A 20,745-nucleotide genomic window follows, 5' to 3' on the forward strand; every position below is an offset into this window, starting at 1 on the left:
TCGGGCTCGCCCCGATACACCCAGTATCGGGGCGACCCTCCGCCTTGCGATCGCACGCACCAGACGCCGCCAGGCCCGCCCTACGGGCGGACGACGCTCCTTTCGAAACACGCGCTAGCCCATCCGGGTTCCGGTCATCCAGGTTCTGCCACTTCGGCTTCTCGACCTTGCGACAAGGGGACGTCATGACGGGCAGGTTTGTCGCCGCCATCGATCAGGGCACCACATCAAGCCGCTGCATCATCTTCGACCAGGACGGCGCGATTGTCGCCGTCGACCAGCGCGAGCACCGCCAGATCTTCCCGAAACCCGGCTGGGTGGAGCACGATGCCACCGAGATCTGGACCACGGTCCAGGCCGTGGTGGCGGGTGCGCTCACCAATGCCGGGCTGCGGGCACAGCAGCTCAGCGCGCTCGGCATCACCAACCAGCGCGAGACGACCGTGCTCTGGGACCGGGCGACCGGGCAGCCCGTGCACAACGCCATCGTCTGGCAGGACACCCGTACGGCCGCCCTCTGCCATGAGCTCGGCGGCGCGGACGGTCAGGACCGCTTCCGGGACATTACCGGGCTGCCACTGGCCAGTTACTTCTCCGGCCCCAAGGCCGCCTGGCTGCTGGACCACGTACCGGGCCTGCGGAGCCACGCCGAGCGGGGCGAGATCGCCTTCGGCACCATGGACTCCTGGCTGATCTGGAATCTCACCGGCGGCACGGACGGCGGCGTCCATGTCACGGACGTGACGAATGCGTCGCGCACGATGCTGATGAATCTGGAGACGCTGGAGTGGGATCCGTCGATCCTCACGGCGATGAACGTCCCGGCGGCGGTGCTTCCGGAGATCCGGTCGTCGGCGGAGGTGTACGGGACGGCGGTCGGCGCACTCGCCGGGGTGCCCGTGGCCTCCGCGCTCGGCGACCAGCAGGCGGCGGTCTTCGGACAGGCCTGTTACGAGCCGGGTACCGCCAAGAACACGTACGGCACCGGGAGTTTCCTGCTCCTCAACACCGGGAACAGGCCCGTGCCGTCGAAGAGCGGGCTGATCACCACGCTCGGCTACAAGATCGGCGACCAGGCCCCCGTCTACTGCCTGGAGGGCTCGATCGCGATCACCGGGGCGCTCGTCCAGTGGTTCCGCGACCAGCTCGGGATCATCCGGAGCGCCGAGGAGATCGAGACGCTGGCGGCGAGCGTCGACGACAACGGCGGGGCGTACGTCGTCCCTGCATTCTCCGGGCTGTTCGCCCCCTACTGGCGTTCGGACGCCCGGGGGGTCATCACCGGGCTCACGGGTTACGTCACCAAGGCACATCTGGCCCGCGCCGTTCTGGAGGCGACCAGCTGGCAGACGCGTGAGGTCGTCGACGCGATGTACCAGGACTCGGGAGTGCCGATCACGACGCTCAAGGTGGACGGCGGGATGACGGCGAACCGGCTGCTCATGCAGCACCAGGCGGATGTTCTTGGGGTTCCGGTGATCCGGCCGAAGATCTCCGAGACCACGTGCCTGGGCGCGGCGTACGCGGCGGGGCTTGCGACCGGGGTGTGGTCGGGGCTCGACGAGCTCAAGACGCACTGGCAGCGCGATGTGGAGTGGGAGCCGCGCATGGAGCCGGAGATCCGTGAGCGCGAGTACGACAACTGGCGCAAGGCCGTGGAGCGGAGCCTGGGCTGGGAGGAGGAGGGCGCCGGCAGCAGGTAGAGGCTCGGTACACCGGCCCGTTCGCGGTTCCGGAGGCGGCTGGGGACATGGGCCCGTGCCCGGTCCCGGAGTACGCGGTTCCCTGCGCAATCCCGCATCCGGCGGACCCACGACGCGCGGCCCGAACCCCGGTCTGTGGGGGTACGGGCCGCGTTCCGCCACTGTGCTCAGGTGGTGGCCGGCTCGCGGAGCCGGTCCGCGTGGGCAAGTGCGTGCTCGACGACCGCCACCAGCACGTCCCGTACCGAGGACCGTTCGCGCGCATCGCACATGAGCACCGGTACCTCGGGGTCGAGGTCCAGCGCCGCCTGCACCGTCTCTGTCGGGAACCGGTCGGCTCCCTCGAAGCAGTTGACGGCGACAGTGAACGGGATCGCGCGCCGCTCGAAGTAGTCGACGGCCGCGAAGCAGTCCTCCAGACGCCGGGTGTCGGCGAGGACGACCGCGCCCAGGGCGCCCTGGGCCAGTTCGTCCCAGAGGAACCAGAACCGGTCCTGCCCCGGTGTGCCGAAGAGATACAGCACCAGGTCCTCGCGGAGCGTGATCCGCCCGAAGTCCATGGCCACCGTGGTGGTGGTCTTGGACTCGACTCCGGCCGTGTCGTCCACCGGGCGGCCGGCCTCGCTCAGCCGCTCCTCCGTCCGCAGTGGTCTGATCTCGCTGACCGCGCCCACCAACGTTGTCTTGCCCACGCCGAAGCCGCCCGCCACCAGGATTTTCAAGGTAACCGGCTCCACGGGCCGCCTGCTGCGGCTAGAGCGCCCGAAGGCCATTGATCACCTCGCGAAGAATGTTCACGTCCGGCAGCTCGGCCGGAGGAACGGGACGGGTCACATGCACCAGCTCGTCCTCGACGAGATCGCCGACCAGCACCCGGACCACCCCGACGGGGAGATCCAGACCGGACGCCAGCTCAGCGATCGACTGGGGCATGGTGCTGCAGAGTTCGACGATCTCCACGTGTTCCGGGGAGAGCGTCTGGTCCCGGCCGGGGTCGTCGGCCGCCGGTTCGGGGACGACAATCGCGATCAGGTCGAGACGGTGGCGGGACGCGCTGCTGGTACGGCCCCGGGTCATCGCGTACGGACGGACCACCGGCCCCGCGTCGGCGTCGTACCAGCGTGACGACTGCGGGTCGGTGGGAGCGGCCGGAGATCCGGGGGGTGTGGCCCGGGACGAGTCAGCGCTCATGCCCGCCCCTCACCCTCCGGCAGGCTGACCGGGCGTCCGTGGGGCGTTGGCCAGGTGTGCCCCCACACGCTTGACCATCAGCGTCATCTCGTACGCCACCTGCCCCACGTCGGAGTCCGAGTCGGCCAGCACGGCGAGACAGCTGCCGTCGCCAGCAGCCGTGACGAAGAGGAACGCCTCGTCGAGTTCGACGACGGTCTGACGGACACGGCCTGCGTCGAAGTGGCGCCCGACGCCCTTGGCGAGGCTGTGGAATCCGGAGGCGACGGCCGCCAGATGCTCACTGTCCTCCCGGGTCAGGGCCTGGGACGTGCCGGTGGGGAGGCCGTCGCTGGAGAGCACCAGAGCCTTGCGGATGCTGCCGACACGCTCGACGAGTTCGTCGAGCAGCCAGTTGAGTTCGCCGGATCCCTGGCGTGTGGCGTTGGATGCTGCGGCGTTCGGTGCTGTCATCGACCGTCCCCTCCCGGAGTGGTTCCTTGAGCTGTCTCACCGGGCCCGGTCGCTTCCTCGGCGTTCTGCCGACGGCCGCGCTGCCAGCCGCGTTGCAGCGAGGCCATTCGGCTGCGTACCTCGTCCGCGTCCCGCTCGATGTCCTCGGCCGGTTCCGCTCGGGCCGGCTCGCAAGCACGTCCGCCGGATGTGTCGCGGAGCTGCGGGGCGAGGTTGGCCTGCCGGATCCGGCGGGGCAGTCCGCCCACGGTTCCCGGGTGCGAGGGGGGTGCGGTCGGTGGCGTTGCTTCAGGGGGTGCCGACGCGGGTGCGGCGCGCTCGGTGGATATCCGGAAGCCGGTGGGCTGCCGGGGTTCGGTGGGCCGCCGGGTGGCGGCGGAGACCCAGGCGTCGCTGATGGACTGCCCGGGGGCATAGGTGGAACGGCCGTTGTCGTACGAGGACGCGCCGGTGTCCCTTCCGGTGTGCGTCGGCTCCTGGTCGGTGGTCGTCGAGTGCCCGCGGCCGGCCTCGTCGACGCGGCGGCCGCGGTCGGTGACCAGCGTCGGTGGCTTGCGGCGGGGCAGCGGAACCGGGCCGCCGGGGCGCATCGCCCGGACATCGGCCGTGGGTCCGGAGATCCGGTCGGACGTCTGCTGGTGCTGTTCGCGGTCGGCGTCACGACGGAGGTCACGGGCGCGGAAGATGCCACCGCGTTCGCTCTCGGTGTCTTCGATGTCGGACACTGCGTCAAGAGCCGGATCGAGTAGGGATTCGCGTAGGGGGTCCGGCATGAAGCCGAGTGCGTCGACCGGCCCTTCGAGTTCGACCGGTCCGTCCAGGACGGTCGGGTCCGCGAGCCCGCTGGAGACCGGAGCGAGTACGCCGGGCCTGGCCTCGCCCGCGCGATCGGCTGTCCGCCGCTCCGCCACGTCGTCCCTGCGGTTCTTGTCGCTGCGCGGCGCCTCCTTACCGGTCCTGCCGCTGCCGATCGACTTCTCGGCCCGTCGGTCGAGGCGGAATCCCGAGCCGAGCGTATCGGCGGCATCGGTGAGCAGGGCCGCCGGAATGAAGACGACGGCGGTGGTGCCTCCGTACGGAGAGGTCTGCAGTGAGACCCGGACGTTCTGCCGCTGAGCCAGTCGGCTCACCACGAAGAGGCCGAGCCGGTCGGTGTCGGAGAGCTCGAACTCCGGTGTCTCGGCGAGCCGCAGATTGGCGTCCAGGAGGACCTCGGGCGGCATGCCGAGGCCACGGTCGTGGATCTCGAGCGTGAAGCCGTTCGCGACGCGTTCGCCGTGCACCTGGACCGCGGTGTGCGGGGGTGAGAACACGGTGGCGTTCTCCAGGAGTTCGGCGATCAGGTGCGTGAGGTCGGCGACGGCCGGCCCGCCCACGCCGAGGCGCGGCAGTCGGCGGACCTCGATGCGCTCGTAGTCCTCGACCTCGGCGACGGCCGCGCGCACCACGTCCATCAGCTGGATCGGCTTGCGCCACTGCCGGGACGGCGCGGCTCCGGAGAGGATCACGAGGCCCTCGGCGTGCCGCCTCATGCGGGTGGTGAGGTGGTCCAGGCGGAAGAGATCCGCGAGTTCGTCGGTGTTCTCCGTCCGGCGCTCCATGGCGTCCAGCAGCGTCAACTGGCGGTGCAGCAGCACCTGGTTGCGGCGGGCCAGGTTGACGAAGACCTCGGAGACACCGCGGCGCATGTCGGCCTGCTTGACCGCGGCCTCGACGGCAGCGCGTTGCAGCGTGTTGAGTGCCTGGCCGACCTGGCCGATCTCGTCCTTCTCGTACCTCAGCTGCGGGGCTTCGGTCTCGACGTCGACGTGCTCGCCCGCGGCAAGGCGGCGCATCACGCTCGGCAGCCGTACGCCGGAGACCTCGTGGGCGTCCTTACGGAGCCGGGAAAGGTCGCGGACGAGCTCACGGCCGATGCGTACGGAGACGAAGACGGAGACGAGCAGGGCGAGGAAGCCGAGCACACCCGCGACGCCGGCCTTGATCAGAACGCTGTATCCGGCGGGCTTGCCGCGGTCCTGGATGCCTGGCGACGCCTGGCAGGCGGGACTTTCGAAACACGCCCTAGACCCCCACCGCCCCCAGCAACGCCCCCGCCCCGTAGGTCACCGCCATCGCCACCGCTCCCCCGCCCATGTTCCGCAGTACCGCACGCCCCACCGCCGCGTCGCCCAGTCGTGCGCTCCACCACCCCGTGAGCGCCAGCGCGGCCAGGACCGCCAGGACCGTGATGATCAGGCGTACCGACGACGGCGGCAGCACGATCGCCAGCAGCGGCAGCAGGGCGCCCACCGTGAACGCCAAGAAGCTGGCGCCCGCCGCGTGCCAGGGGTTCGTCAGGACGTCCGGGTTGATGCCCAGCTCGACTTCCGCGTGGGCGCGCAGCGCGTCGCGGTCGGTGAGCTGGAGGGCGGCCTCGCGGGCGACTTCGTGGCTGAGGCCCTTTCCCTCCAACAGGCTGGTCAGTTCGACGAGTTCCGCCTCCGGGGTCTCCTTCAGCTCCCGTTTCTCCGTGGCCAGTGCAGCCTGTTCCGAGTCTCGCTGGGTGGAGACCGATACGTATTCGCCCGCCGCCATCGACATCGAACCGGCCAGCAGCCCGGCCAGGCCCGCTGTCAGCAGGGTGCCGCGGTCGTTGGTAGCTCCGGCGACACCGACGACGAGGCCCGCGGTGGAGACCACGCCGTCGTTGGCACCGAGGACCGCGGCGCGCAGCCAGTTCAGCCGCGCGCCCAGGCCGTCGCCATGGGGCTCGTCATGCACCCGGGTATCCGTCACCCGGGGATGGTCTCACCCCGCCCCGTCACCAGACGCGGACCGACCCGCCCGGCGCGAAGGCCGGGCTGGTCGCGTCGGCCGGGACCTCCGTCAAGGGCTCGGCGATCTCCTCGACCGTCGGGCCGACGGTTGCGGCGATACGGTCGAGCGCGGCCAGGTCGAAGCCGTAGACGCGGGCCGCGTTGCCGCCGACCATCGCCGCGATCTCGTCGGGCGGGAGTCCGGCGTACGCGATCCGCAGGCCCTCCCGTGAGTAGGGGGCGGTGCCCTCGTCGTGCGGGTAGTCGCTGCCCCACATGATCTTGTCGAGGCCGATCCGGTCGCGCAGCGGAACCTCGTGGGGACGCATGAAGCTGGCGCCGACGAAGCAGTTGTCACGCCAGATCTCGCCGGGGCTTGCCCCCATCGAAGCGGCAAGCCCCGCACCGAACTTGGACTCTGCGGTTGCTGCCCGGCCGGCCGCCGCGACCAGGCGGCCGTGGTAGTAGTCGAGCATCTCGACGACGCCCGGTATCCAGCCCGAGCCCTGTTCGGTGAGGACCAGTTTCAGCCCGGGGTGGCGGCGGAATGCCCCGCCGAAGATCAAATGCCACAGTGCGCGGTGGGAGAACCACGTCGTCTCCACCATGAAGACGGCGCGCGCCGCCGGTTCGTCTCCGAGCGGCGGGGAGGCCGACCCTCCGTGGTGGTTCACCGGTACGTCCAGTTCCTCACAGACCGCCCAGAGCGGGTCGTACACCTGGGAGTACAGCTCCGGGATGCCGCAGCCGGGCGGGGTGCCGGGCAGCAGGATGCCGCCGGTGAGCCCCGCCTCCCTGGTGCGGCGGACCTCGCGGACCGCCTCCGCCGGGTCGCCCAGGAGGATCTGCGCGACACCCGCCCGCCGGCCGGGCGCGTCGGCGCAGAAGTCGGCGAGCCAGCGGTTGTGGGCGCGCAGGCCCGCCCAGCGCTGTTCGTACTCCACCGGTGAGGGTGCGGGGGCCACCAGGGAGGCGGAGGGGAAGAACGGCGGAATCGTGTTGGGGAAGACGACCTCCGCGACGATGCCGTCCGCCGTCAGTTCGGCGAGGCGGCGCCCGGAGTTCCAGTTGCGGTCGGCGATGTCGGCGAGGAGGTCCTCGTACGGATTGACATAGCCGGCCGCCCAGGCGTCGAAGTCGTCGTGGTACCTCTTCTCCAGGTACGGCTTGTAGTCGAGGAGGTCGGCGCCCGCGTGGCAGTCGGCGGAGATGACCGTGTAGCGGTCCATGTGCCGGCCCATCACCGAACCCCCAGGACCGGGAAGTCGTGGTCCGTCAGCCAGTGCCGGCCGACCTCGCGCGAACGCGCCCAGGACGCTTCGACCGCTGCCTGGTCCGCTGGCTGGCCGAGGTCGTCGGGGGTCGGGCCGATGCGCCGGGCGATCGGCGCGAGCTTCGCCGTGTCGAAGCCGAAGACCTCGGCGGCGGCGAGGCCCAGCATCCGGCGGGTCTCGGCGACCGGAATGTCATGGAAGGTGGTGCGCAGCCAGTTCGCGGTGTTCGGCCAGGTGCCTTCGGGGTGCGGGAAGTCGCTGCCCCACAGGATGTTGTCGACGCCGATCTCGTACCGCTGGGCGAGCTCACGGCGCTTGGTGTTGGTGGCGCAGATGAAGACCTGGCGGTCCAGGTACTCGTGCGGGGGCCGCTTCAGTTCTGCGAACGGCGAAAGTTTCTTTCCGCCGTGGGCGCCGAGGTAGAGCCGGTCCATGAACCAGAGGAGGTTCGGCAGCCACCAGCAGCCGGACTCGGCGACGCCGAACCTCAGCCCCGGGTGGCGTTCGAAGGCGCCCGACCAGAGCAGGAACCAGAGCGGTCGGGACGGCCACCAGGTGACCTCGGAGACGTAGATGCCGAGGTGGTCGCCGTACTCGTGGCGCGGGGCCGCGCCGGAGTGGGTGACGACCGGCATCCCCGTTTCGGCGGCGGCTGCCCACACGGGGTCGTAACGACGGTCGTGGTATGGGGTCTTGTCCACCCACATGGCGGGGATCATCAGCGCCCCGAGCCCGGACTCCTTCGCACGGTGGATCTCGGCAACGACCCGGTCGACATCGCCGGTGACGGGCAACAGGGCGACACCGCAGTGCCGTTCGGGGTTCTGTGCGACGAATTCGGCGAGCCAGCGGTTGTGGGCCTGCGCGCCTGCCATGCCGAGTTCCGGATCCTGGTCGCCGGAGAGGCCGAGGCCGACACCGAACGGGGCGGCGGTCCGACTGTCGACGGCGTCCGCGTCGGGGAAGACGACCTCGGCCGCCACCCCGTCTCCGTCCAGCTCCTTGAGACGCCGGCTGGCGTCCCAACCTCCCCTCAGGCCTTCCTCGTTGTCGTGGAACCACTTGTCGGCGAAGGCTTCGTTGCGTACGCCGAGGCGGGTCATCTCCTCGCGCCGGCGCTCCCGGCCGGCGAGGAAGTCGTCGAACTCCCGGTGGAAGCGGGCGTCCAGATAGGGCCGGTACTCCTCGGTGGGCAGCCCGGCGTGGCAGTCGGAGGAGATGATCAGATACGGGTCGGTCATCGCTCGCCCCTCAGTCGAGTATGAAGCGCTCCAGGTACGACGGGTTCGCCCGGTCGAGCATCGACTGCGACCTGGCGCGGATCTGCCGGTCGCTGTGTTCGCTCGGCGGCAGCATCCAGAATCGGTCGGCGCGGATCCCGTCCACGACGGCCCCCGCGACCTCCTCCACGGGTGTGAACTCGACCTCGTGGCCCGCCGCCCTCATGGCGGACTCCCACTGGTCGAGGCTGCGGTACGGGGTTCGGCGCGGCCGCTCCTTGGCGTACCGCTCGGGCCGGTTGCGGTGCGACTCCCACAGTCCGGTACGGAGCATGTGCGGGCCCGGGAAGAGCACCGATGCGCCGACCGCCGCGCCCTCCGCCTTCAGATGCGCGTACAGCGACTCGGTCATGGTGACGACGGCGGACTTGGTGACCGCGTACACGGAGGCGGTCGGCAGGGGTGCGATCCCGCCGTCGCCGGAGGAGGTGTTGACGACCCGGCCCGGCTCGCCGCCCTCGATCATGCGTGGCACAAAGGCCTGGATGCCGTGGAAGACGCCCCACACATTGACCGCGAACGCCCACTTCCAGTCGTTCGGCTCGTGCTCCCACATCCGGCCCTCGGCGCCGGAGCCGACCCCTGCGTTGTTGCACAGCACATGGACGGCGCCGAAGGTGTCGTACGCGTCGTCGGCGAGCGCCTGTACGGAGTCCCGCTCACTGACGTCGACCACCCGGGCCAGCACCTGCGCACCCTCCTCGCGCAGCTCGCCCGCCGCCTTGTCGAGCGCGCTCTCCTCCACATCGGCGAGGACGACGTTCAGTCCCTCGGCCGCGAACCTGCGGGCCATGGCGAGCCCGATGCCGCTCGCCGCTCCGGTGACGACGGCGACCTGCCCCTGCTCCAGCCTCATCGGACGCTGCCCTGCGGCGGACCGTCGTGGATCTGCTGCGGGTCGTCGTAGCGCTGGTGGATGTACGGCAGCAGCGCCTCGGCGCTCACCCGTTCGACGGCCCTGCCCTGCTGGTCGCTGGTCTTCTCGCCGATGGTCAGATCGATCAGCCGGCGTACCGGAAGGTCGGCGACCGGGTCGTACATCGACTCGCGCAGCACCACATCGCCGGAGAGCCGCTCCAGCTTGCGGACCTTCTCGTGGCGGGTGCAGTGGATGAGGACGGGATCGGCGTCGAAGCCCTCGCCGTCCACGGCGGGCAGGAACTTGAAGTAGAAGTCGAGCTTCTCCGCCGGTTCGGGCAGCGGCAACTGTTCGGCGACCGCGCCCCGCACCTCGACGAACGCGATGCCGTGCCGGACGAGCGCGGCCCGGACGACGAGTCCGTCGCGCTCGACGCTCACCTCGCCCAGCTTCTTCGGTTCGCCGAAGACCTCGCGGCCGCCGATCAGCGCCCGCTCATGGGTCATCGGCATGACGAGCGGGTACCAGCCCTCGTGCCCGTCGTGCACGGCGGCGACGGCGACGGAGCCCGCGCCGAGCGGATGGCCGGGCAGATCGACCTTGCTGATGTTGGCGCGGACGAGCGGGCGTTCGGCGGGTTTGAGAGGCGGCGGGAGAACGGCCGCCACCGCGTCGGGGTCGCTCTCCCAGACGGCGACCACACCGGTGGACCAGATGTCGGGGAGGCGGGAGCGGGCTGTGCGGGCCGCCGCGATCTCGGCGTCGGTGCGCGCGCCGTACCGTACACGTGCCATGGACGTACCACCCTTCTCGGTTGTCCGTGCCCGGGTTCTGTAACACAGTTACACCGGGCTGGATGAAGGGTAAATAGGCGTGCATGTAACGGAGTCCGGAAAGCTGGGAGCACTGTGCCGCGATCGTCGCTGACCCGTGAAGAGGTGCTGGAGGCCGCTGCCGTCCTGGTGCGGCAGCACGGCCCGGAGGCCCTCACGATGCGCAAGCTGGCCGCCGAGCTGGGCACGGCCGTCACCTCGATCTACTGGCATGTCGGCAATCGCGAGTCGCTGCTCGACGCCCTGGTGGAACACACCGTCCAGGAGATGGGCGCCATCCGCCCCACCGGCCGGACCCCGGCGGCCAGGATCGTCTCGGTCGCCCGGGGGCTGCGCCGCGAACTGCGCGCCCGCCCCCATTTGATCGCCATGGTCCATGAACGCGGTCTCACGGAACGGATGTTCCTGCCCGCGCAGCAGACGCTCGTCCATGAGGTGCACGCCGCGGGGCTGCGCGGGGCGCGGGCCGCCGACGCGGTGCGGGCGGTGCAGTTCCAGACGGTCGGCTTCCTGCTGGTCGAACGCAACCGGGAACGCTCCCCCCTCCAGTCCCCCGGCGAGGGTGATCTATGGAGTGCGGCCACCGCGGAGCACGACCCGGCGCTGGCCCGGGCACTGGCCAGGCCGGCCGACCAGGACCGGCTGTTCACGGCGTCCGTGCGGGCGCTGGTGAACGGGCTGCTGGCGGGCGACGGGACGTAGGAGCCGCGGCCCCGGACCGGTCGAACAGAGGGCTCCCGGATAGGGGACTGTCAGTACCGGCCCGTATTCTCTGTGACCATGCTCGACGACCGCCAGACCGCAGCACCGTGGCCGACCGCCTACCCGCAGGGGTACGCGGTCGTCGACGTGGAGACCACCGGACTCGCCCGCGACGACCGGATAATCTCCGCTGCCGTCTACCGGCTGGATGCGCAGGGCAATGTCGAGGACCACTGGTACACCCTCGTCAACCCGGAGCGGGACCCCGGCCCCGTCTGGATCCACGGTCTGACCAGCGATGTCCTGGAGGGAGCTCCACTCTTCCCGGAGGTCGCCGCCGCCCTGTCGGAGCGTCTCGCGGGCCGGGTCCTGGTCGCGCACAACGCCGCCTTCGACTGGTCGATGCTGGCCCGGGAGTACGCGCGCGCGGCGGTCGTCGCCCCGGTCGAGCAGCGGCTCTGCACGATCGCGCTCTCCAAGGAGCTGCGACTGCCGCTGCCCAACCACAAGCTGGAGTCGCTGGCCGCGCACTTCGGAGTCGTGCAGCAGCGTGCGCACCACGCGCTGGACGACGCCCGGGTGCTGGCCGAGGCGTTCCGGCCGAGTCTGCATGCGGCGGCGCGCGACGGGGTGCGGCTGCCGCTGCTGGAGTGCCGCCCACTGACCGAGTGGTCGGACTCCCCGGTGACCCCGAGGGTCGGCTATCAGCCCTCGTACGGCAGCCAGAACAGCTGGCGCCCTTCTCGGAAGCGGCCCGCCTGCCCGTATCCGAACCCCGGGCGGTACGACAGGGACAAACCGCTCATGCAGGGCATGCGTGTGGCGTTCTCCGGGGACACCTCCGTCGACCGTGAGCTGCTGGAGGACCGGGCGGTCGAGGCCGGGCTGCATGTGGCGACCAGCGTCTCCCGGCTGACCAGCCTGCTGGTCACCAACGACCCGGACGCGGCGACGTCGAAGACGGTGAAGGCCAAGGCGTTCGGCACGCCGATCGTGGACGAGAGCGCCTTCACCCACCTGCTGAGAGATGTGGCCGAGGTGTCGGCGACGACCGGGGCGCCCGTGGCTCCTGCTCCTGCTCTGCCGACGCCGTCATCGGAGTGAACCGGGGGCGACTCGCCCGTCCGCCGCTCGCTGCCCGGCGTCCCCGCGTCCCACCCTGTGGCGCATGGCACGTTGTGAGGTTTGCGGAAACGACTACGGCATGTCGTTCGAGGTGCACGCGCAGGGCGCGGTGCATGTCTTCGACTGCTTCGCCTGCGCCATTCACCGGATGGCACCCATCTGTGAGCACTGCCGGGTCCAGGTCATCGGCCAGGGTGTCGAGGTCGACGGGCACTGGTTCTGCGGGGGGCACTGCGCCCGTGCCGAGGGGAAGGTGGGCATCATCGACAGAGTCTGAGCCCCGGCCGCGCGACACCGTCCGCCACCCCCTCCGCGATGCACCCCATGACGCAGTTGTACCGTCGTGGGGTGTACCGCTTCCTGTTGACCCGGCAGTGGCTGATCCTCGCCCTCCTCGCCCTCGTCCTCATTCCCACGATGGTCGAGCTGGGTTTCTGGCAGCTCCACCGGCATGAGAACCGGGTGGCGCAGAACTCCCTGATCTCGCACAACCTGAAGGCGAAGCCGGTTCCGGTCGCCACGCTCACCTCCCCCGGTCACACGGTCCCGCGCTCCGACTACTGGCGTGCGGTGACGGCCACGGGGACGTACGACACGAAGCACGAGGTCGTCGTGCGCCGCCGGACCTCCACCGACGGCAGTGTCGGCTTCCACGTACTGATCCCGCTCGACCTCAAGGGCGGCGGTACGGTCCTGGTCAACCGGGGCTGGATCCCCACCGCCGACGACCAGCGCGCCTTCCCGGACATCCCGGCCGTGCCCACGGGCGAGGTGACCGTCACGGGACGGCTCAAGGCCGACGAGACGACGGGCACCAGCGGCATCAAGGACCTGTCGGACCTGCCGGACCGCCAGGTGATGCTGATCAACAGCGCCCAGCAGGCCAAGGCGCTCTCCCGGCCGGTCCTCGGCGGCTACATCGAGCAGACCGCCCCCGAACCGTCCGGCGATGTTCCGGAGCTGATCGCGGCGCCGGACGACAGCTCCATCGGTCCGCACATGGCGTACGCGGTCCAGTGGTGGCTGTTCGCCGCCGGTGTCCCCGCCGGATACGTGGTGCTGGCCCGGCGCGAGAAGCGCGACCGGGCGGAGGCCGCGGCCAAGGCCGGGGCAGCAGGCGATCCGGAGCCGGAACAGCCGGAGAAGCCCGCGCCCGCGACTGCCTGAGCAGCCCTGCCCGGCGACGGCCCGCCACGTGCCCACGAGCCGGTGATGTCGGGCATGCGGTCGCCTGTGGGACATCGGCTGCTTAGCGGGGCCCCGGTGCGGGAACACGCCAGAACGTGACCCCACGCATCGAGGACTACGCCCTCATCGGCGATCTGCAGACAGCCGCCCTGGTCGGCAGGAACGGTTCTGTGGACTGGCTCTGTCTGCCCCGCTTCGACTCGGGCGCCTGTTTCGCCGCCCTGCTCGGCGACGAGGACAACGGCCACTGGCGCATCGCCCCGAAAGGCGCGGACACCTGCACCCGGCGCGGCTACGCGGGCGACTCCCTCGTCCTGGAGACGTTCTGGGAGACCCGCACCGGCACCGTCAAGGTCATCGACTTCATGCCGCAGCGCGACCGTGAGCCCGATGTCATGCGGATCGTCGAAGGGGTCAGCGGCACCGTCGACATGGCCTCCGTGATCCGGCTGCGCTTCGACTTCGGCTCCATCGTGCCGTGGGTGCGCCGCTCGCAGGGTCACCGGGTGGCGGTCGCCGGACCCGACTCGGTCTGGCTGCGCAGCGAGCCGCCGGTCAAGACGTGGGGCCAGGAGTTCTCCACCCGCTCGTCGTTCACCGTCTCCACGGGCGAGCAGGTGGCGTTCGTACTGACCTGGCATCCCTCGCACTCGCCGCGCCCCGATCTCGTCGATCCGCACGAGGCGCTGAAGAACACCCTGTCCGACTGGGCCGAGTGGTCGGCCCGCTGCAAGTACCGGGGCCCGTACCGGGAGGCCGTGATCCGCTCGCTGATCACCCTCAAGGCGCTCACCTTCGCTCCGACCGGCGGCATCGTGGCGGCCCCCACCACCTCGCTGCCGGAGGAGATCGGCGGCATACGGAACTGGGACTACCGCTTCTGCTGGCTGCGGGACTCCACCCTGGCGCTCAACGCGCTGATCTCGGCCGGCTATGTGGAGGAGGCCGCCGCCTGGCGGGACTGGCTGCTGCGCGCCGTCGCCGGGGACCCGGCCGACCTGCAGATCATGTACGGCCTGTCGGGCGAACGACGGCTGCCCGAGGCGGAGCTGCCGTGGCTGCCCGGATACGGGAACTCCAGCCCGGTCCGGATCGGCAACGCGGCGGTCCGGCAGCGGCAGCTCGATGTGTACGGAGAGGTCATCGACTCGCTCCGACTGGCGCGTGAGGCGGGCATGGCCGACCAACCGCACGCCTGGAGCTTGCAGCTCAGCCTGCTCGGCTTCCTGGAGTCCACCTGGCGCGAGCCGGACGAGGGGCTGTGGGAGATCCGCGGCCAGCGCCGCCACTTCGTGCACTCGAAGGTGATGGCCTGGGTCGCCGCCGACCGCGCGGTGCGCACCCTGGAGGCCAACCCGTCGCTGGCCGGGGACGCCGACCGGTGGCGGGCGATGCGGGACGCCGTGCACCGGGAGGTGTGCGAGAAGGGGTACGACCCGGTGCGGAACACCTTCACGCAGTCGTACGGCTCCCGGGAGCTGGACGCCGCGACGCTGCTGATCGCCCGGACCGGCTTCCTGCCGCCGGACGATCCGCGGATCGTCGGAACGGTCGACGCGGTCCGGGCCGAGCTGGGCAGCGACGGGCTGGTCCGCCGCTACAGCACGGAAGGCGGCTCGATCGACGGGCTGCCGGGCGGCGAAGGGGCGTTCCTGGCGTGCTCGTTCTGGCTGGCGGACGCGTTGCGCCTGACCGGGCGCGCCGAGGAAGCCACGGAACTCTTCGAGCGGCTCCTCGCGCTGCGCAACGATGTCGGGCTGCTCGCCGAGGAGTACGACACCGTGGCACGGCGGCAACTGGGCAACTTCCCGCAGGCGTTCAGCCACATCGGGCTGGTGGGCACCGCCGTTGCCCTGGCCGGGTGCGACATGCTGGAAGCCGACGCGGCAGGATAGGGCCCATGGATCTTGGGCTGAAGGACCGTGTGTACATCGTGACCGGCGCGACCCGGGGGCTTGGCCATGCCACCGCGCGGGAGCTGGCGGCGGACGGCGCGAAGGTGATCATCTCCGGTCGGGACGGGAAGCGGGCCGAGGCGGCCGCCGCCGAACTGGGACCGGACGTGGTCGGCGTGGCCGCCGACAACGGGGAGCCCGGCGCGGCGCAGCGTCTGGTGGACGCCGCCCATGAGCGGTTCGGGCGGCTCGACGGCATCCTGATCAGCGTCGGCGGGCCTGCACCCGGTTTCGTCGCCGACAACACGGACGAGCAGTGGCAGTCGGCGTTCGACTCGGTGTTCCTGGGCGCGGTACGGCTGGCGCGCACGGCGGCCGCGGCGCTCGGCGAGGGCGGGGTCATCGGCTTCGTGCTCTCCGGCTCGGTCCACGAGCCGATCGCCGGGCTGACCATTTCGAACGGTCTGCGTCCGGGCCTTGCCGGGTTCGCCAAGTCCCTGGCCGACGAGCTCGGCCCACGGGGCATCCGTGTGGTGGGCGTGCTGCCGTCCCGGATCGACACGAACCGGGTGCGGGAGCTGGACGCGCTGTCCGGCGATGCGGAGGCTTCGCGTACGGCGGCCGAGGCGCGGATTCCGTTGCGCCGGTACGGTACGCCGGAGGAGTTCGGGCGGACGGCGGCGTTCCTGCTGTCGCCCGCGGCGTCGTATCTGACGGGGATCATGGTGCCGGTGGACGGCGGGTCGCGGCACGGGTTCTAACGGCCTCCCCCGCGACAGGGAGTGGATCGGCGAGCGGCGTCATGCGGCTTCGATGGCAAGGCGGAGGACGGAGTCGACGCGAAGGGGGTCCCCCCATGCCTTTCGGGCTATGGGGGAGTCGGTGACTGACGACAACGCCGAAGGGGACCCCTCCCTGCTCGAGCGAAGCCGAGAGCTTGGGGGAGCAGTCGCAGGGCGTCGGGAGCCCACTCCTTATCGCGGGGGGCCGTAAGCGGGACCGGAGGTACAGGGGCCGTACGGCGGCCGTTCTTGTCCTCGGCCTCCCCGTGCCAGGAGTGCAGGGGAGGGCCCCCTCGTCAGGCTCGATTCTGCCGCTGCCGTACGTCCCCGCCCTCAACTCACCCGCTCCGCACGGTGCTTGACGGCCCTAAGCCGCACTTCCGCCGGCAGTTCCGCCAGGCCCGCCGAGTCCCTCGCGTGAGCCAGGGCCTCGTCCGTGAGGCGGCCGAGAGCCTCGCCGGGTGCCGCGTGCGGTTCCATCAGCAGCCGGATCCGCGCCTGCGGCGTGCTGCGCCGGCCGACCAGCATCACCTGGGCGCGGGCCACCCCGTCCAGCGTCCCCGCCTCCGCGGCGAGCACGCCCTCCAGGGCCCGGCCGCGCAGCAGCGCCCCCTCGCCGTCGCCGCTGTCGACCAGCACCTCGGCGAGGCGGGCGCGGCGGAGCTGGGCGAGGAACCACCACAACGCGAGGACGACGAGGATCGCGAGGACCACGAGGACGGTCGGCCACCACCAGCCGTCCGCACGCCAGCGGTCCCGGTCGGCCCTGCTGAGCAGCACATCGGTCCTGCCGTGCCACGGCCACCAGGACGGCACGGAAAGGCCGAGCCCGGCGGCGAGCACCGCGCCGCCGCCGCAGATCAGCACCAGCCCGGCCAGTGCGAGCAGTACCCGGTTGACGGTCCTGAGCACCGCGGTCACCCCTTCTTCGCCGGACGGCGGACATACACGGACAGGCTCGGCGGCTTCGCCAGGCCCAGTTCCTCGATCCCCGCGCCCAGCACGGTGTCCAGGTCGGCCCGCACGTCGTCGAGTTCGCGGAAGTGCGACACGGCACGGACCGCGACCTTGGCGCGCCCCATCCGGACCCGCACCGACTGCACACCGGACACCTCCACGGCCCGGTCGCGCAGGACCAGGGCGGCGGCGGTCCGGTCGAGCCCGGCCCGTACCCCCGGACGGTCGCGGCGCATCGGCAGCACGTCGCGCAGACCGGGCGTGGCAGCGAGCACGATCAGCCACACACCGATCGCCATCGCGAGCGCGGCACCGGTCACCGCCCACACATTGTCCAACGGCCGCTCCGCCAGTTCGTCGGCGAGGGCGCGGCGCCAGTGCATGGCCGGGTGATGGGCCCGTACCGCCGCCACGTCGTACAGCAGCAGGCCGGATCCGCCGAGGATCACCAGCGCGAGGAGCCCGGCCGGGATGCGGCGCGCGGACCAGAAGCGGCCGGCGCTGCCGCCGCTGTGCTCCTTCACCGGCGCCGGGTCGTACGCCGCGGCGGAGGCGGACTGGTCGAGAGCCAGTCCGCCTCCGCGTTCCACGGGGTCGCCGGTGGGCGGGCGCCGCGTGCTGTTCTCCGGCTCCTGGGGCTCGGTCATCGGATCCTCCCCTGTGTCGCGGCGCTCGCTCCCGCGGGGTGCAGACGCTCGACCTGTACGGCCACTTCGGGCACCTCCATCCCCGCCAACGCCTTTACCCGTTCGATGACGTGCCGACGCACAGCACCGCACTGGCGGCCGATGTCGGTGGGGTATCCGAGCTCCAGACTGACCCGTACCCGGGCTGTGTCACGGTGCACCGTGACCGTGGCGCGCGGCGAGGCACCCTCCCGCGGCGGCTCGACGACAGCCTCCTTCGCCGCCTGTGCGACGATCTTCGCGACGACCCGGTCGGCGATCCGGGTCTCGCCCCGTTCCGAGGCAGGGACCCGGCCGAGCACCCCCGACACCGCCATCACCGCCGTCGGTCGCCGCGCTCGCGACTCCGGAAGAAGTCGCCGGGTTCCAGATCGCCGTCCAGGAAGCGACCGGCGACGTAGCCGATCGCGCCCAATGCGGCGACAAGCAGAAAGGCCCCGAATCCGCCGAAGTACCCGGCGAATGCGAGCGCCATGCCGGCCACCATGCCGACCACAGCCATGCTCATCGTGCGCTCCTCAACTGCCTCGGGTGGGAGGCCTACTGGAGACGTGGCTCGGAACGGTCCTCTTCCTCCTCATCGGGCAGCTTCACATCGCTGACCGCGATATTGACCTCGACGACCTCGAGGCCCGTCATCCGCTCGACCGCCGCGATGACGTTCTCCCGTACGTCACGGGCGACATCGGCGATCGACACTCCGTAGTCGACGACGACCTCCAGGTCGAGGGCGGTCTGCGACTCGCCGACCTCCGCCTTGACGCCGCGGGTGACCGATTTGCCGCCGCCGGGGACCCGGTCGCGCACCGCGCCGAAGGTACGGGACAGTCCGCTGCCCATCGCGTGGACACCGACCACGTCGCGCGCCGCCATACCGGCGATCTTCTCGACCACACCGTCCGCGATGGTGGTACGGCCGCGGGTAGCGGGATCTCCTCCGCCGCGCTTGGTCAGCGGACTCTTCCTGGCGTCGTCCCCCGTCGCGCTGTCGGGGTTCTCGGGCCGGTTCCGCTGCGGGGTGTCGGTCATCGCCACTCTTCCCTTCGGGGCAGGGTTGGACTTCGTTGCCCACACTAAGTGCGCTTGCCCCGTCTCGCGCCGTGGATGCGGCAGGCTGGGGCAATGACGACGGCTGACAGCCCGCACAGGGCCGACGGGTGGACGGCGGCGGTACGGCAGAGGCTCGGCCTGGGCAGACTGCTCCCCCTGGGTGGTCCGGCGGACGGTGCGTGGATCGCGGAGCGGGCCGTGATCTCGGTGCTGCGGCGCTCGGTCGGCGCATCGGAAACCGGCCCGGTGCTCGGCCACGTACGGATCACCGTGGCGGACCCGGACGCGGCCCCGGACCCGGCGCTGCCGTCGCCGCCGAGCGCGCTGCCGCCCGGGCCGCTGCGGATCGAGGCGACGATGTCGGCGACGGCCGACCGGCCGCTGCCCGCCGCCGCGGCCGCCCTGCGCTCGGTCCTGCTGACGGCGGCCGTGCAACGGCTCGGCCTGGTGGTCGGCGAGGTGGATCTACAGGTGACGGAGCTGCTGGACACGGTCCCCGACCGGACGGCCCCAAAGCCTGCCGCGGTGCGCGGGGCGGAGCCGGAGGGCACGGCGGGGACGGCGGCGGCCGCGGTCCCCGGTGTCGCGACGCTGACCCGTGTGCTGGGCAGCGCGGTGCACACGGCCGCGGACCATGTGCGGGTCGAGCTGGCGACGGACGCGAACCACCGGGCGCTCGATGTGGCGCGGGCGGTCCGAACGGCGGTGGCGGACGCCGTGGACGGACATCCACCGGTGACTGTGCTGGTCACCTCGGTGGTGGACGCGGGATGAACCGACCGGCCGCCGCGGTGGTGGACGCGGAGCCACCGGAATCGCCACGGCCATGGGGCGGACGAAGTGCCCCTGAATCGCCGCCACCGCGGAGCGGCCCGGCCATCGGCACCGCGGCGCACACGGAGTGACCGGGCGGCTCCCGCTGGGGGACGCCCGGTGCCATGACCTCACGGCCTCCCCCGCGATGGGGAGTGGGTCAGCGAGCGGCGTCGTGCGGCTTCGACGGCAAGGCGGAGGACGGAGTCGCAGGGCGTCGCGAGCCCACTCCCTGTCGCGGGGGAGGCCGTCAGTCCGTGAGACCCGCGAGGTCGCGGAGACGGCGGCCCTGGGCCGCACGCTCGGCGGTGCGCTGGTCCTCGTACGTGCGCGAGACCGCGCCGCTCAGCAGCGCCTTGGTCTCGACGACGGCGTCACGCGGGGCCGCCAGCAGCGCCGCGGACAGTTCACGGGTCGCCGCGTCGAGCTCGTCGGCGGGGACCACGAGGTTGGCGAGACCGGTGCGCTCGGCCTCCTCCGCGTGGACGAAGCGGCCGGTGGCGCAGATTTCGAGCGCGCGGGCATATCCGACCAGGTGCACCAAGGGGTGCGTGCCGGTGAGGTCGGGGACCAGACCGAGACTGGTCTCACGCATGGCGAACTGCACGTCCTCGGCGACGATCCGCAGATCGCAGGCGAGGGCGAGTTGGAAGCCGGCGCCGATCGCATGCCCCTGAACCGCCGCAACCGACACGATGTCGTTGCGGCGCCACCAGGTGAACGCCTCCTGGTACTCGGCGATGGTCGCGTCGAGTTCGGACTCCTTGCCGCGCGCCAGGTCGAGGAAGGACGGCTCGCCGTCGAACCCCTCGGGGCTGAACGCCTGCCGGTCGAGCCCCGCGGAGAAGGACTTGCCCTCACCACGGAGCACGACGACCCGCACGCTGCCGGGCAGCGCCCGTCCGGCCTCTGTCAACGCCCGCCACAGAGCGGGGGACTGAGCGTTGCGCTTGGCCGGATTGGTGAGGGTCACCGTGGCAACCGCGTCATCGACGGTGAGTCGTACGCCGTCCTGGTCGAGCACAGAGTCGAACGAGGTCATGGGGCGCCTCCGGGTCGGGTGCAGTCAGCATGTCGAGCTAAGTGACTGAACAGTAACCACCCGGTCGGCCATATGGTCGACCGGGTGGCCACCGCCCGAAACCGGTGAGCCCTC

22 protein-coding genes and 1 pseudogene are annotated in these 20,745 nt (G+C 71.3%); 8 read left to right on the plus strand and 15 right to left on the minus strand.

Annotated elements, in window-relative coordinates; genetic code table 11:
* Positions 1-185: 185 nt before the first annotated feature.
* Positions 186-1,703, plus strand: a complete 1,518-nt coding sequence (glpK, locus tag AB0915_RS26445; RefSeq protein WP_366693444.1) for a glycerol kinase GlpK — start codon at positions 186-188, stop codon at positions 1,701-1,703.
* 167 nt (positions 1,704-1,870) lie between these two features.
* On the opposite strand, the gene AB0915_RS26450 is transcribed toward glpK, so the two are convergent.
* The 9 genes and pseudogenes from AB0915_RS26450 to AB0915_RS26490 all read right to left on the minus strand — a co-directional run bounded on the left by AB0915_RS26450 (position 1,871) and on the right by AB0915_RS26490 (position 10,352).
* Positions 1,871-2,476, minus strand: a complete 606-nt coding sequence (locus AB0915_RS26450; RefSeq protein ID WP_366693445.1) for an ATP/GTP-binding protein — start codon at positions 2,474-2,476, stop codon at positions 1,871-1,873.
* Entirely contained in the window at positions 2,457-2,894 is a 438-nt protein-coding gene (locus AB0915_RS26455) for a DUF742 domain-containing protein (protein WP_366693446.1), read from the minus strand. The genes AB0915_RS26450 and AB0915_RS26455 overlap by 20 nt, the downstream gene beginning before the upstream one ends.
* 9 nt (positions 2,895-2,903) lie before the next feature.
* Positions 2,904-3,347, minus strand: coding sequence for a roadblock/LC7 domain-containing protein (locus AB0915_RS26460; protein ID WP_366693447.1), 444 nt, complete (start codon positions 3,345-3,347; stop codon positions 2,904-2,906).
* Positions 3,344-5,368 (minus strand): annotated as a pseudogene (locus AB0915_RS26465) (ATP-binding protein); the annotation flags it as partial. The pseudogene AB0915_RS26465 and the gene AB0915_RS26460, both read right to left, overlap by 4 nt.
* 43 nt (positions 5,369-5,411) lie before the next feature.
* Positions 5,412-6,125 (minus strand): VIT family protein, encoded by a 714-nt coding sequence (locus AB0915_RS26470; protein ID WP_366693448.1) that lies wholly within the window; start codon positions 6,123-6,125, stop codon positions 5,412-5,414.
* Between the two features lie 25 nt (positions 6,126-6,150).
* A complete protein-coding gene (locus tag AB0915_RS26475; protein WP_366693449.1) occupies positions 6,151-7,374 on the minus strand; it encodes an amidohydrolase family protein in 1,224 nt (407 codons plus the stop codon).
* Between the two features lie 11 nt (positions 7,375-7,385).
* Positions 7,386-8,660 (minus strand): amidohydrolase family protein, encoded by a 1,275-nt coding sequence (locus AB0915_RS26480; protein WP_366693450.1) that lies wholly within the window; start codon positions 8,658-8,660, stop codon positions 7,386-7,388.
* A gap of 10 nt (positions 8,661-8,670) precedes the next feature.
* Positions 8,671-9,555: an SDR family NAD(P)-dependent oxidoreductase gene (locus AB0915_RS26485; protein ID WP_366693451.1), complete on the minus strand. Its 885-nt coding sequence runs from the start codon at positions 9,553-9,555 to the stop codon at positions 8,671-8,673.
* Positions 9,552-10,352: an acetoacetate decarboxylase family protein gene (locus tag AB0915_RS26490; RefSeq protein ID WP_366693452.1), complete on the minus strand. Its 801-nt coding sequence runs from the start codon at positions 10,350-10,352 to the stop codon at positions 9,552-9,554. Before AB0915_RS26490 ends, AB0915_RS26485 begins: the two co-directional genes overlap by 4 nt.
* A gap of 114 nt (positions 10,353-10,466) precedes the next feature.
* Here AB0915_RS26490 and AB0915_RS26495 point away from each other — a divergent pair, with 114 nt between their 5' ends.
* From AB0915_RS26495 to AB0915_RS26520, 6 genes are all read left to right on the plus strand, one after another.
* Positions 10,467-11,093: a TetR family transcriptional regulator gene (locus AB0915_RS26495; protein ID WP_366693453.1), complete on the plus strand. Its 627-nt coding sequence runs from the start codon at positions 10,467-10,469 to the stop codon at positions 11,091-11,093.
* A 72-nt stretch (positions 11,094-11,165) separates the two neighbouring features.
* Positions 11,166-12,197 (plus strand): DEDDh family exonuclease, encoded by a 1,032-nt coding sequence (locus AB0915_RS26500; RefSeq protein WP_366693454.1) that lies wholly within the window; start codon positions 11,166-11,168, stop codon positions 12,195-12,197.
* 64 nt (positions 12,198-12,261) lie between these two features.
* Positions 12,262-12,495, plus strand: coding sequence for a hypothetical protein (locus AB0915_RS26505; protein WP_358860900.1), 234 nt, complete (start codon positions 12,262-12,264; stop codon positions 12,493-12,495).
* Between the two features lie 71 nt (positions 12,496-12,566).
* On the plus strand, positions 12,567-13,385 hold the full coding sequence (locus AB0915_RS26510) for an SURF1 family protein (RefSeq protein WP_366693468.1): 819 nt from the start codon (positions 12,567-12,569) through the stop codon (positions 13,383-13,385).
* 116 nt (positions 13,386-13,501) lie between these two features.
* Positions 13,502-15,301 (plus strand): glycoside hydrolase family 15 protein, encoded by a 1,800-nt coding sequence (locus AB0915_RS26515; protein ID WP_366693455.1) that lies wholly within the window; start codon positions 13,502-13,504, stop codon positions 15,299-15,301.
* 5 nt (positions 15,302-15,306) lie between these two features.
* Positions 15,307-16,062: an SDR family oxidoreductase gene (locus tag AB0915_RS26520; RefSeq protein ID WP_366693456.1), complete on the plus strand. Its 756-nt coding sequence runs from the start codon at positions 15,307-15,309 to the stop codon at positions 16,060-16,062.
* A 354-nt stretch (positions 16,063-16,416) separates the two neighbouring features.
* Here the strand turns inward: AB0915_RS26520 and amaP are convergent, their stop codons facing one another.
* Genes amaP through AB0915_RS26545 form a run of 5 tightly spaced genes read right to left on the minus strand, consistent with a single transcriptional unit; the run spans position 16,417 to position 18,755 of the window.
* Positions 16,417-17,004, minus strand: a complete 588-nt coding sequence (gene amaP / locus AB0915_RS26525) for an alkaline shock response membrane anchor protein AmaP (protein WP_366693457.1) — start codon at positions 17,002-17,004, stop codon at positions 16,417-16,419.
* Positions 17,001-17,687 (minus strand): DUF6286 domain-containing protein, encoded by a 687-nt coding sequence (locus tag AB0915_RS26530; RefSeq protein ID WP_366693458.1) that lies wholly within the window; start codon positions 17,685-17,687, stop codon positions 17,001-17,003. The genes amaP and AB0915_RS26530 overlap by 4 nt, the downstream gene beginning before the upstream one ends.
* Positions 17,684-18,037: a hypothetical protein gene (locus tag AB0915_RS26535; RefSeq protein WP_366693459.1), complete on the minus strand. Its 354-nt coding sequence runs from the start codon at positions 18,035-18,037 to the stop codon at positions 17,684-17,686. The genes AB0915_RS26530 and AB0915_RS26535 overlap by 4 nt, the downstream gene beginning before the upstream one ends.
* 5 nt (positions 18,038-18,042) lie before the next feature.
* On the minus strand, positions 18,043-18,234 hold the full coding sequence (locus tag AB0915_RS26540) for a hypothetical protein (RefSeq protein WP_358860894.1): 192 nt from the start codon (positions 18,232-18,234) through the stop codon (positions 18,043-18,045).
* A gap of 32 nt (positions 18,235-18,266) precedes the next feature.
* The gene (locus AB0915_RS26545) at positions 18,267-18,755 is read right to left on the minus strand and encodes an Asp23/Gls24 family envelope stress response protein (protein ID WP_366135918.1); all 489 of its coding nucleotides are present in this window, start codon (positions 18,753-18,755) and stop codon (positions 18,267-18,269) included.
* A gap of 93 nt (positions 18,756-18,848) precedes the next feature.
* Between AB0915_RS26545 and AB0915_RS26550 the strand changes: the two genes are divergently transcribed.
* The gene (locus AB0915_RS26550; protein ID WP_366693460.1) at positions 18,849-19,550 is read left to right on the plus strand and encodes a hypothetical protein; all 702 of its coding nucleotides are present in this window, start codon (positions 18,849-18,851) and stop codon (positions 19,548-19,550) included.
* 289 nt (positions 19,551-19,839) lie between these two features.
* Here AB0915_RS26550 and AB0915_RS26555 read toward each other — a convergent pair whose 3' ends face one another.
* Positions 19,840-20,631: an enoyl-CoA hydratase/isomerase family protein gene (locus AB0915_RS26555; RefSeq protein ID WP_358860891.1), complete on the minus strand. Its 792-nt coding sequence runs from the start codon at positions 20,629-20,631 to the stop codon at positions 19,840-19,842.
* Between the last annotated feature and the right edge of the window lie 114 nt (positions 20,632-20,745).

This window comes from Streptomyces sp. NPDC048411, assembly GCF_040704695.1.
In the GTDB taxonomy this organism is placed as follows: domain Bacteria; phylum Actinomycetota; class Actinomycetes; order Streptomycetales; family Streptomycetaceae; genus Streptomyces.